This is a genomic window from Bartonella sp. B1099 (assembly GCF_944801835.1).
In the GTDB taxonomy this organism is placed as follows: domain Bacteria; phylum Pseudomonadota; class Alphaproteobacteria; order Rhizobiales; family Rhizobiaceae; genus Bartonella.
On sequence record NZ_CALYLN010000002.1, the window covers coordinates 51884 to 64611 of the forward strand.

General features: G+C 36.8%; 9 protein-coding genes. 6 read left to right on the forward strand and 3 right to left on the reverse strand.

Annotated elements, in window-relative coordinates; translation table 11 throughout:
- Positions 1–346: 346 nt before the first annotated feature.
- The 3 genes from NNJ73_RS06515 to prfB all read left to right on the forward strand — a co-directional run bounded on the left by NNJ73_RS06515 (position 347) and on the right by prfB (position 5512).
- Positions 347–1576, forward strand: a complete 1230-nt coding sequence (locus NNJ73_RS06515) for an N-acetylmuramoyl-L-alanine amidase (RefSeq protein WP_254493300.1) — start codon at positions 347–349, stop codon at positions 1574–1576.
- A gap of 170 nt (positions 1577–1746) precedes the next feature.
- The gene (locus NNJ73_RS06520; protein WP_254493302.1) at positions 1747–4215 is read left to right on the forward strand and encodes a penicillin-binding protein 1A; all 2469 of its coding nucleotides are present in this window, start codon (positions 1747–1749) and stop codon (positions 4213–4215) included.
- 168 nt (positions 4216–4383) lie between these two features.
- Positions 4384–5512 (forward strand): peptide chain release factor 2 gene (prfB, locus tag NNJ73_RS06525; RefSeq protein ID WP_254493304.1). Its coding sequence is split into 2 segments (ribosomal slippage): positions 4384–4452 and positions 4454–5512, totalling 1128 coding nucleotides; the frame shifts between segments, so codons are not numbered across the junction.
- Between the two features lie 348 nt (positions 5513–5860).
- On the opposite strand, the gene NNJ73_RS06530 is transcribed toward prfB, so the two are convergent.
- The 3 genes from NNJ73_RS06530 to NNJ73_RS06540 all read right to left on the reverse strand — a co-directional run bounded on the left by NNJ73_RS06530 (position 5861) and on the right by NNJ73_RS06540 (position 8815).
- Positions 5861–6346 carry a peroxiredoxin gene (locus NNJ73_RS06530; protein WP_254493306.1) on the reverse strand — a complete coding sequence of 162 codons (486 nt, stop codon included), beginning with the start codon at positions 6344–6346 and terminating at the stop codon, positions 5861–5863.
- A gap of 213 nt (positions 6347–6559) precedes the next feature.
- On the reverse strand, positions 6560–7813 hold the full coding sequence (gene tyrS / locus NNJ73_RS06535) for a tyrosine--tRNA ligase (RefSeq protein WP_254493308.1): 1254 nt from the start codon (positions 7811–7813) through the stop codon (positions 6560–6562).
- A 321-nt stretch (positions 7814–8134) separates the two neighbouring features.
- Positions 8135–8815, reverse strand: coding sequence for an alpha/beta hydrolase (locus NNJ73_RS06540; RefSeq protein WP_254493310.1), 681 nt, complete (start codon positions 8813–8815; stop codon positions 8135–8137).
- A gap of 164 nt (positions 8816–8979) precedes the next feature.
- On the opposite strand from NNJ73_RS06540, the gene NNJ73_RS06545 reads away from it, so the two are divergent.
- The 3 genes from NNJ73_RS06545 (at position 8980) to sufC (ending at position 12725) form a co-directional block, all read left to right on the forward strand.
- Positions 8980–10137, forward strand: a complete 1158-nt coding sequence (locus NNJ73_RS06545; protein ID WP_254493312.1) for a cysteine desulfurase family protein — start codon at positions 8980–8982, stop codon at positions 10135–10137.
- Between the two features lie 160 nt (positions 10138–10297).
- Entirely contained in the window at positions 10298–11809 is a 1512-nt protein-coding gene (gene sufB / locus NNJ73_RS06550; protein WP_254493314.1) for a Fe-S cluster assembly protein SufB, read from the forward strand.
- A 160-nt stretch (positions 11810–11969) separates the two neighbouring features.
- Positions 11970–12725 carry a Fe-S cluster assembly ATPase SufC gene (gene sufC, locus NNJ73_RS06555; protein ID WP_254493316.1) on the forward strand — a complete coding sequence of 252 codons (756 nt, stop codon included), beginning with the start codon at positions 11970–11972 and terminating at the stop codon, positions 12723–12725.
- The last annotated feature ends 3 nt before the right edge of the window (positions 12726–12728 follow it).

The window sequence follows — 12728 nt, forward strand, 5'->3', positions numbered from 1 at the left end:
AATTTTATAACATAGAAATTTTTCATCCATAACAAAGTCTCAACGCATAATATGCAACAACCCCTTTAAAGATAACTTACTATGAGTTACAGATAATTAGATCGATTATCAGCTAGGAAGCACCAATATTCTTTTATGTTGATATCATACGTTTGGCAAGTAACAATGTAAATCATGTATCATGATAATATTTTTATGACCTTAATTTCGTTTTTGGGTGTTTATAATGGAGGAGTTTAGCGTTTATTGAAAAATAGACAATAAATTTAGTGTATTGTTTTTATATAACCAAGATAAATTATTACAAATGTCGTTGTAGAATACTTTGCTTATGATCAGAGGGCTTATGATAAGAATTTTTTTTATCCAAAAGCTGAAAACAGCCTATTGGGATGTTATTGCGCAATTCATATGCTTTTTATTATTTTTTTTGCTATGTCAAACCAGTGTTCAAGCCGCAGATCCTTTTAGACTTATTAATTTTAGAACCATTGGTGATAGTGCTCATACGCGTATAATTGCGCTTTTCAATTCAAAACCAAATGTTCGTTTACAGATTTTGGATAGGCCTACACGTTTGGTTATCAATTTACCTACAATTGATTTTTCAATGCAAAATATGCCTTTAAAGAAAGAGAATGCATTATCCGTTATGCTCTCAGATGTGCGTTATGCTTTCTCTGACATACAGACTTCACGCATTATTTTGACAAGCAAAACAGCTTTTGTTGTTGAAAAAACGATCATAAAAAAATTAGACAATGGGTTATGGCAGTTGCTGGTTGATATGCATAAAAGTACACAAGAAAAATTTGATAAAATATTGAAGAGCCAGCAAAAGACCAATTTTGATACAAAACCACCGTTGATTTTGGCGCAAAATTTTCGTGTTGTTCTTGATCCTGGCCATGGTGGTATTGATGGTGGTGCGCGAGGGGTCACTGGAATTTTAGAAAAAGATGTAACTTTAGATTTTGCACGTGCATTACGCGATGAATTACAAAAAGACCTGCATATTAGCGTTGCTTTAACGCGTGATTCTAATATTTTTTTAAGATTAAGCGAAAGAGTTAAAAAAGCGCAAGAATTTGATGCTGATCTTTTTATATCTATTCACGCAGATACAATAGATGTCCATTCCCTTCGCGGAGCCACAGTGTATACCATATCAGATAAAGCCTCTGATGCCATTGCTAAATCTTTAGCTGAAAGTGAAAATAAAGTTGATTTGCTTGATGGTTTGCCTGCAGATGAAACGCTTGAAGTTACAGATATCTTGATGGATCTTACACGACGTGAAACACATACATTTTCGGTTAATTTTGCAAATAGTGTTATTTCGAGTTTATCAAAGAGTCACATCAACTTGATCAATAATCCTCATCGCTATGCTAATTTTCAAGTTTTAAGAGCTTCAGATATCCCCTCTGTCTTGATAGAGATCGGGTATCTATCCAATAAAGAGGATGAGAAGTTATTAAACGATCCTCATTGGAGAAAAAAAATGGCTCTCTCAATTGCTCATTCTATTCGTCAATTCGCTGAATATAGACAGAAAATGGTACAGCCTCTTTAAATTTGTAAGAAAATAGAGTAATTAATATGGGATTTTAGTTTACCTTAATATAAATATAAAGATAGAAAACAAATTTTCTTTTTCTCAATCTTGTGGTGATATCCACGTGGTGTGATTGAAAAAACATATTTTTTCTTTGATCAATTCTTAAGAAAGCGATAGCCGTTTTTATGATGATTTTTTTTAAATATCTTCTTCGTTTTTTTGTTGCTACTGGACTTTGTGGCGCAATAACATGGGGTGTTATGACCAGTGGTCAAGCAAATGCACTTCCTGATTATGAAGTTCTTTCACTTTATGAGCCACCGGTAATGACCCGTGTCCATGCTGCTGATGGCCGTCTTATGGCAGAGTTTGCAACAAAACATCGCCTCTATTTACCGATTCAATCAATCCCAAAGCTTGTTAAAGATGCTTTTATTTCGGCTGAAGACAAAAACTTTTATCATCATTTTGGTTTAGATCCCGAAGGACTTTCTCGCGCTTTGATCAATAATATTCGTAATATTGGTTCTGGAAGACGTCCAGAAGGCGCATCAACCATAACGCAACAAGTCGCTAAAAACTTTCTTTTAAGTTCAGAAACAACATTAGAGCGTAAATTTAAGGAAGCTATTTTAGCAATGCGTATTGAGAAAACTTACTCAAAAGATCATATTCTCGAACTTTATCTCAATGAAATTTATTTGGGGCGTGGTACTTATGGTATAGCTGCTGCCTCTTTGACCTATTTTAATAAATCCGTCAATGATCTGACTTTAGAGCAATGTGCTTATTTGGCGGCTCTTCCAAAAGGTCCAGCAAATTATGATCCATTTAAGAATACACAGCGTGCTATTGATCGGCGCAATTGGGTTATAGACCGGATGGTTGCAAATGGGTATGTAACCCGTGAACAAGGAGAAAAAGCAAAAGCTAAACCTTTAGGAGCGACAATACGCGGAAGTGATAACTATGTTTTTGCGGCTGATTATTTTACTGAAGAAGTGCGTCGCCGTTTAATGCATCGCTATGGGGCTAAAACACTTTACGAAGGTGGACTTTCGATCCGTACAACGCTTGACCCACATTTACAGTTTATTGCTCGGCAGGCTTTGCATAATGGATTAATTAAATTTGATCATGCACACGGATGGCGTGGAGCTTATGCGCATATTGATAAGAAAGATGATGATTGGGGGGATGAACTTGCAAATATTACAGGATTAAGTGATGTTCCTGAATGGCGTTTAGCGGTTGTTCTTTCTGCAAACTCCAATAAAGTAGAGATTGGTTTACAACCGCAGCGCGAAACTTCTGGTATGCTCTCAAAAAAACGAGAAATTGCTGTTTTATCTGAAGCTGATTCAAAATGGGCACTTCATGTTGTGAAAGAAAATGGTTATCGAAGAACTTTTCAGAGCTTGTCTCATGTTCTTCAAGTTGGAGATGTCATTTTTGTTGAAAAACTACCCAATACAAACAACACTTATCGTTTACAACAAATCCCTAAGGTTGAAGGGGCGATTGTTGCTATGGAACCGCATACAGGGCGCGTTCTTGCAATGGTGGGAGGTTTTTCTTTTGCTGCATCTGAATTTAATCGTGCAACACAAGCTTATCGTCAGGCTGGTTCTGCTTTTAAGCCCATTGTGTACTCAGCAGCACTTGATAACGGGTATACACCAGCATCGGTTATTTTAGATGGTCCTATCGAAGTTCGCCAATATAATGGTGAAGTTTGGCAACCTAAAAATTATGGTGGTACCTTTGCTGGGCCTTCAACGCTGCGTTATGGTATTGAGCATTCTCGCAATCTTATGACAGTACGGCTTGCCAATGATATGGGCATGCCTCTTGTCGCTGAATATGCAGAGCGTTTTGGCGTGGTCGATAAATTACAACCGTATCTCCCCATGGCCCTAGGGGCTGCCGAGACAACAGTGTTACGGATGGTTACAGCTTATTCTGTTATTGCCAATGGGGGACGCTCTATTAAACCTTCTCTGATAGACCGAATTCAAGATCGTTATGGGAAGACAATTTATCGTCATGATGATCGTATTTGCGAAAATTGTAATACGTATTCATGGAATAATCAAAGAGAACCCACATTGATTGATGAAAGAGATCAAGTTCTTGACCCTATGACGGCTTATCAGATTACATCGATGATGGAAGGGGTTGTTCAGCGTGGTACTGCAGCGCGTTTACGTTATCTCAATAGACATATTGCCGCTAAAACAGGAACCACCAATGATTCTAAAGATGTCTGGTTTATGGGATTTACCCCTGACCTCGTCGTTGGTGTCTTTGTTGGTTACGATCAACCAGCATCGTTGGGATACAACGGGACGGGAAGTTCCTTGGCTGCCCCTATTTTTGGTGAATTTATGGAAGATGCTCTTAAAGGAAAGCCCGATGTTCCCTTTAAGATGCCAAAGGGTATGATTTTAATGCCAATTAATCGGAAAACAGGAATGCTTGCGGAAAGAGGAGATCAAGATGTCATTATAGAAGCATTTAAACCAGGGACTGGTCCTGCTGATATATATCAAGTTATTGGGGGGACAAATTCTTTTCAAGAAGGTGTTCCAGCAATAACCACGTCTCCACAAGTTAATAAAGCGCTTGAAAGTGGGACAGGGGGACTGTATTAACCAACAAAATCTCTTTTGCCATAAGTCTTGGTTTTTATCTGTTTTTTAATAGTGTTAGTCCTGTAAATAGAATGATGGATTCGTTCCGTTTTTTGATAAAAGCTATTAAATTTGTATAAAAACTAAGGACATAACCAGAAAGAGTGTAAAAAAATACGGTGTTAAATTATGCGAGCAGAAATAGAAACATTAGTTGATGAAATCCGACAAGCAATTCAGTTGCTAAGGGGGCATCTTTGACTGGGATCAATCACTAAAGCGTCTCGAATATCTTAATCAAAAAGCAGAAGATCCTACACTTTGGGATGATGCACAACAAGCACAGGATATGATGCGTGAGCGCCAACGTCTTGATGATTCAATCAATGGTCTTTTATTATTTACAAAAACACTTGAAGAATGTATTGAACTCATTGCAATGGGCGAAGAAGAAAGTGATGTTGAAATTATCGCCGATGCGGAAAATTCAATACGTAATCTTAAAAGTGAGATCGATAAAAAGCAAATTGATGTGCTTCTTTCAGGAGAGGCTGATCCTAATGATACCTATTTAGAAGTTCATGCTGGAGCAGGGGGAACAGAAAGCCAAGATTGGGCTTCTATGTTGTTGCGTATGTATATGCGCTGGGCTGAACAGCATGAAATGAAGGTTGAAGTTTTAGAAATTCATGATGGAGAAGAAGCAGGAATAAAGTCAGCGACGATTCTTGTAAAAGGGCATAATGCTTATGGATTGTTAAAAACAGAATCAGGTGTTCATCGCTTGGTACGAATTTCTCCATTTGATTCAAATGCAAAGCGCCATACCTCTTTTGCAAGCATTTGGGTTTATCCTGTTATTGATGATGATATTGAAGTTGATGTTTCAGAAGCAGATGTGCGTATTGATACCTATCGTGCATCGGGAGCAGGAGGACAACATGTTAATACGACAGATTCTGCTGTTCGCATTACACATATAAAAACAGGTATTGTTGTTCAATGCCAAACGGAGCGCTCTCAGCATAAAAATCGCGCCACCGCTTGGTCAATGCTCCGTGCCCGTCTTTATGAAGAGGAGCTCAAAAAAAGAGAAGAAGAAAGCAATGCTGTTGAATCTTCTAAAACAGAAATCGGATGGGGACATCAAATTAGATCTTATGTTCTTCAACCTTATCAACTTGTAAAAGACTTACGTACAGGGATTGAAAATACTGATCCACAATCCGTCCTTAATGGAAACTTAGATGCATTTATAGAGTCCGCACTTTCTCAGCGTATTTATGGAAAAGACAAAGAAGTTGAGGATATTCGTTAATGATATATTCCACCTTCAAACTGTGCAGATTTATTTTCTTAAATTGCTCGTTTTATGAATGTTGTGGTGTATCGATAGCCCTTGATAGGTGAAAGATACATATTATTGTCCTTTTTTTCAAAGTCTTTTCTCACAAGTCAATCCTGCTTATGACAGGAACAAGTGAATTTTTTTGATTCATTTAAGATAAGAAAAATCTGAAAGAAGAAAATTTACAATATCAGGAAGATTAATTAAAAAAATAAATAATCCAGTTATTCTTATAAATAAACATATTGTAAAAACTAAATCCGTTGGAAAAATAAAATCTATTGGGGAGGGATTCTGTTGCTTCTAAAAGTATACATTTTATACACCATCATGACGGTGTAAAAGCGTTGCAGCAGCTAAAACATTTTCAGCATGTCCTGATACGCTCACTTTGCGCCATTCTTCTGCAATTTTTCCATTTTCATCAATTAAAAAAGTGCTTCGTTCGACACCCATATATTTGCGTCCGTACATGCTTTTTTCTACCCAAACACCATAAGCTTCAAGGGTTGTTTTTTCTTCATCGGAAACCAAAATGACATCAAGTCCATGTTTTTCTTTAAATTTATCGTGTTTTTTTACATTATCTGGAGAAATGCCAATAACAGCAACACTGATTTCATCAAATTTCGTCTTTAATTTCGTGAAATCAAGAGCTTCGCTTGTACATCCACTCGTATCATCTTTGGGATAAAAATATAAAACAACAGGTTTACCTCTAAAGTCAGAAAGACAGACTATCTCTCCTCCATCGCGTGGCAAGTTAAAATCAGGAGCAAGAATCCCTTTCATTGATTTTGTCATGTTTTATCTTTCTTTTTGAGTGAAAAGATCAATGATGTAGCATACAGAGAAGGAATAAAGTTTCAACTCTCTAGAATAAAATTTTCAAAGATTTTTCGCTATCATATAAAAATTATTCTTTCATAAAAGCTCAATAAAAAATGATTAAAGAAGGCGTAAGAAACATCACTCTCATGGGAGAAAAATCTATAGAATGAATGAGACATCAATAGATTATAAAGGTTTGATCAATACATGTTTTTTCTTACCAAAAGAAAGTTTAATGATTCCTTCTGTCGTGACATCTTTTTCAATAATAAGGTGTGTTTCATCCTTTATGATTTGATCATTAACACGTATCCCTCCACCTTGAATATGACGGCGCGCCTCACTGTTTGATTTTGCAAGTCCTGCTTTTACTAAAAGAGAGAGTAATCCAGCACCCGTTTTTAATTCTATTGCGTTCATTTCAACTGTTGGAAGATTTTCTCCAAGTGTTTTTTCTTCAAATGTTTTGCGGGCAGTTTCTGCGGCTGCATCGGCAAGAGTCCGCCCATGCAACATTGCGGTAATTTCTGTTGCAAGAATTTTTTTTGCTTCGTTAATTTCAGTCCCTTGTAAGAGAGAAAGTTTAAGAATCTCATCCATGGGTAATGTGGTATAGAGCTTTAAAAATCGTGTTACATCAGCGTCTTCTGTATTGCGCCAATATTGCCAAAATTGATAAGGTGAAAGCATATCGGCATTAAGCCATATAGCTCCATTCAATGATTTACCCATTTTGGCACCAGAAGAGGTTGTCAGCAATGGTGATGTCAATGCATATAATTGTGGTGTTCCTAAACGATGCCCTAATTCGATTCCGTTAATAATGTTGCCCCATTGATCAGACCCTCCCATTTGCATACGCAGTCCGTAACGTTTATAAAGTTCAACAAAATCATAAGCTTGCAGAATCATATAATTAAACTCTAAGAAGGATAAAGAGTGTTCACGCTCAAGTCTGAGTTTAACAGAATCAAATGATAACATACGGTTGACAGAAAAATGTTTTCCTACATCACGCAAAAATTCTAAGTAGTTTAAATTGCACAACCATGCAGCATTATTCACAATACAAGCATCGCTTTCTCGATCACCAAACGTCAAATAGTTAGCAAATACCTTTTTAATACCATCAATATTGGCTGCAATATCATCTTGTGTTAGCAGCCGTCGTGCTTCATCTTTAAAGGAAGGATCACCGATCAATCCTGTCCCTCCGCCCATCAAAGCAATGGGGCGATGGCCCGTTTTTTGTAGCCAATAAAGCATCATAATCTGAAGAAGACTTCCAGCATGTAAGCTTGAAGCTGTTGGATCAAATCCAGTATAAGCACTGACAGTTTCTTTTGAAAAAAGATCATCTAAGCCTTTTTCATCCGAAATTTGGTGGATAAAACCACGTTCGCTCATAATGTGTAAAAAATCAGATTTAAAGGCAGACACAGAGTTAATTTCCTAATTTTAAGAGGGCAATCATTTTATATAATAGATGATTATATAATGGATCATTCATGCTTTATCTACCATAAATGACATATATCACAAGAGAAGCAGACATATTGGTAATGAAGATAATAATATTATTCCCTTTTTACGCTTAAAAAGGGAATTTAACGGAAACCAGTAAATAAAAAAGACACTCTTTTATCCTTATTTCTATCCTGAAATAAAATTTAGAAAAATCGCAAATACAGTCTAAAAAAATCACTTTGTTATGATCAGAGATGGCTTTTGCTGACTTTTTTATAAATCTGTTGTGTTTTCCTAAGTGAGTGAAAGTATTTCAGGAGGGGGAGCGAGAAATTCATCGGTAATATGATTATCCAAATAGTGGGCACATCGTTCAATAAGTTCTTCATGGCATCCACTAAAAAAGTGATTAGCCCCTTCCAGTATTTCTTGTGTGATGATGATACCTTTTTGTGTTTTTAATTTATCGACAAGCATTTGAACGTCTTTTGGGGGGGCGACTTTATCAATACCACCATGAATGATAAGCCCAGAGGAGGGACAAGGTGCAAGAAATGAAAAGTCATAAACATTAGGCTGAGGGGCAACAGAGATAAATCCCTCAATTTCCGGTCGACGCATTAAAAGCTGCATACCAATCCATGCTCCAAATGAATATCCTGCCACCCAGCAATTTTTAGAGTCCGGATGTTGTGTTTGCACCCAATCGAGAGCTGCTGCAGCATCTGAAAGTTCTCCTATTCCATAATCAAACTCCCCCTGACTGCGACCAATACCACGAAAGTTAAAACGGAGAGTTGTAAAGCCACGTTGTTGGAACATATAAAAGAGATCATAAACAATTTTATGATTCATCGTTCCACCAAATTGAGGATGAGGATGCAAAATGATCGCAATGGGCGCATTTTTTTGTTGGGAAGGTTGATAACGCCCTTCGAGCCGACCCGCAGGACCGTTAAAAATAATTTCTGGCATAAAATAAATGCTCCTTAAATGCTATAAAGGCTCTCATTGACCTTGGTCGACTTTTACCATAGAATCTCTTAAATAATCATTAGATATTCTTTTTTAAGTGCACTTTTCAAGAAAATTGCGCTATTTTTTTCATCAATTCATAAGATTCATGATTGCGATGTAAAATGGTTATAAAACGCCGATATTTTGATCATAACGCAACAACACCGCTCAAAAAAAAGGCGCGGATGGCATTACTGGAATCTTTAGAGATATTTGGTAATCCATCATCTGTTCATAAGGAAGGGCGTGCTGCTAAAACTTTACTGCAAAAGGCGCGTCGACAAATCGCTGAAAATCTTAAAACAGATCCGGATAATGTTGTCTTTACCTCTGGTGCGAGTGAAGCAGCAATGACTTTGTTAACACCCTTTTATACGATGGGGAATGCAAAGGTTCAATTTTCTCATCTTTATCTCGGAGCGACTGAACATCCTTCTGTTGCAGAGGGAGGACGTTTTTCTAGAGAAATGATAAGTGTCATTGCTGTTGATCAAGATGGGCTTATTCAACAAGATAAATTAACATCACTCTTAAGGGCTCACGATAAGACAAAAGGTTTACCTCTTGTTGCTATTCAAGCTGCAAATAGTGAAACGGGCGTTATTCAACCGTTAAAAGAAATAGTGGCTATTGTTCGTGATTTAGGCGGTACTCTTATTGTTGATTTATCACAATATATCGATAAAAATTTTGTTGATATTAATCAGCTAGGAGGAGATTTTTTTATACTATCTGCCCATAAAGTTGGTGGTCCTAAAGGAGTTGGGGCTTTTGTTTCATGTGGCAATCTCCTTATGCCATATCCTCTTATTATCGGAGGGGGACAAGAAAAAGGCTTACGTGGAGGAACAGAAGCATTGCCCCTTATTGCTGCTTTTGGAGCAGCAATGGCTGATTGTCTCACACAGGAAGAAATAAAACAGTTACTATATTTACGTAATAAATTAGAAGATGGACTCCAAAAAATAAGTCAAAATATTGAAATTTTTGGAAAAAGAGTTCAACGTTTGCCAAATACAACTTACTTTACAGTGAAAAATATAAAAGCTGAAACCATGCAAATTGCTTTTGACTTAGAAGGATTTTCTGTATCAGCTGGTTCTGCTTGTTCTTCGGGAAAAGTAAAACAAAGCAAAGTATTGGAAGCAATGGGGTATCATGTTCCAAATGGTGCCATTCGCATTTCGCTGGGTCGTGATACAACCTTTGAAGATATTGATGATTTTCTATTGTTTTTTTCTCAAATGATAAGCAGAAAAAAGGATGAAATTTTATCATGAGAAAATTATAAAAATTAGAATTATTTTAAAAAATAAAATAACTTTGATTGAAATTTTAGCACTTTGGCTATAGCCTTAAGAAATAACTTGCTTAATTTTAATTTTGTAAAAACAAGACTTTTAGTTACCGGTTTTTGATGCCAAAAAATGGAGAAGATTTATGCCGGCAGTACAAGAAACGATACGCCAAGTCCGTGAAATAGATGTTGACCAATATAAATATGGCTTTGAAACGAAAATTAAAACGGATAAAGCGCCGAAAGGTTTAAATGAAGATATTATTAAATTTATTTCTGCTAAAAAAAATGAGCCTGAATGGATGTTAACATGGCGCTTACAAGCTTACCGTCGTTGGCTGACAATGCAAGAGCCTCATTGGGCGCGTCTTGAGTATCCTAAAATTGATTTTCAGGAGCTTTATTATTATGCTGCTCCTAAAGATCATACGGGACCAAAATCTTTGGACGAAGTGGATCCTGAGTTATTAGCAACATACGAAAAACTTGGTATTCCTCTTAAGGAACAAGAGATTTTAGCAGGGGTAAGAAAACAGTCTGATCCTTCTACTTTTGATGACAGTGTGTCTGTATCGGGGCAGGTGGCTGTTGATGCGGTTTTTGATTCTGTTTCGGTTGTGACAACATTTAAAAAAGAGTTGGCCCGTGCTGGTGTAATTTTTTGCTCTATTTCAGAGGCAATTATTGAACATCCTGAGCTTATTAAAGAATATTTGGGAACAGTTGTACCAGTAGGGGACAATTATTATGCAGCCTTAAATGCAGCTGTTTTTACTGATGGTTCATTTGTTTATATTCCCAAAGGGATTCGTTGTCCTATGGAGCTTTCAACTTATTTTAGAATTAATGAACGCAATACAGGGCAATTTGAGCGAACATTGATTATTGCTGCTGAAGATTCCTATGTTTCTTATCTTGAAGGGTGTACAGCTCCCCAACGTGATGAAAACCAACTTCATGCTGCTGTCGTTGAGCTTATTGCACTTGAAAATGCAGAGATTAAATATTCTACAGTACAAAACTGGTACCCTGGCGATAAAGAGGGAAAGGGCGGTATTTATAATTTTGTGACGAAGCGTGGAGATTGTAGAGGACATAACTCTAAAATTTCATGGACACAAGTTGAGACTGGTTCTGCGATTACTTGGAAATATCCATCCTGTTTACTCCGTGGTAATAATGCGCGTGGAGAATTTTATTCTATTGCTGTTGCAAACGGTTACCAACAAATTGATTCCGGTACAAAAATGATTCATTTAGGAAAAAATACCTCCAGTCGTATTATTTCCAAAGGCATTTCTGCTGGTTTTTCAAATAACACTTATCGAGGACAAGTCACAGCCCATCGAAAAGCACAAAATGCACGTAACTTTACACAATGTGATAGTTTGTTAATCGGGAATGATTGTGGGGCACATACAGTGCCTTATATTGAAGCAAAAAACGCAACAGCTCAATTTGAACATGAAGCCACCACATCAAAAATTTCTGATGACCAACTTTTTTATGTTATGCAGAGAGGAATTTCCGAAGAAGAGGCAATAGCATTAATTGTCAATGGTTTTGTAAAAGAAGTTATTCAAAAACTTCCCATGGAGTTTGCTGTTGAGGCACAAAAGCTTATTGGTATTAGCCTTGAGGGAAGTGTTGGATAATTTTATTTAATGAGAGAAATCGAAGACTTGATGCAAAAAGGCTGTAACAGTAGAAAATAATGTAAAAAATGACCTTTATGGTGATTACGAAAGAGATGGATGTTAAGGCAAAATACTACGCATTGGTATCTGAAAAAAACAGCCAAAACAGGATTTAATGATGTTAGAGATAAAAAATTTACGCGCCTGCATTGCCGGGACTGATACAGAAGTTATTCGTGGTTTAAACTTGACGGTTCAAGATGGAGAGGTTGCCGCGATCATGGGACAAAATGGTGCCGGAAAATCAACTTTGTCTTATTTGCTAGCTGGTCGTGATGATTATGAAGTAATAGAAGGCGATATTCTCTATAATGGCCAATCAATTTTAGAAATGGATCCAGCAGAACGTGCTGCATATGGTATTTTTCTTGCATTTCAATATCCAATGGAAATACCAGGGGTGGCGACGATGGAATTTTTAAAAGTCGCAATGAATTCTCAACGCAAAGCACGTGGTGATGAAGAGCTTAAAATTCCTGAATTTATAAAATATGTTAAAGAGGTTTCAGCGAAACTTGAAATCGATATGGATATGCTAAAACGTCCATTAAATGTAGGTTTTTCAGGGGGAGAAAAAAAACGCGCTGAAATTTTACAAATGGCACTTCTTGAACCTAAACTTTGCATTTTAGATGAAACGGATTCTGGTTTAGATATTGATGCATTAAAAATTGTTGCAGATGGTGTTAATAAACTTCGGGATTCAAAACGTTCATTTTTGGTGATTACCCATTATCAACGGCTACTTAATTATATTATTCCTGATACGGTACATGTTCTCTATAAAGGACGAATTATTAAAAGCGGAGACAAATCCTTAGCGCTTTATTTAGAGCAAAATGGGTATGCTGACCTTATCAAGGAGGCGGTTTGAGGG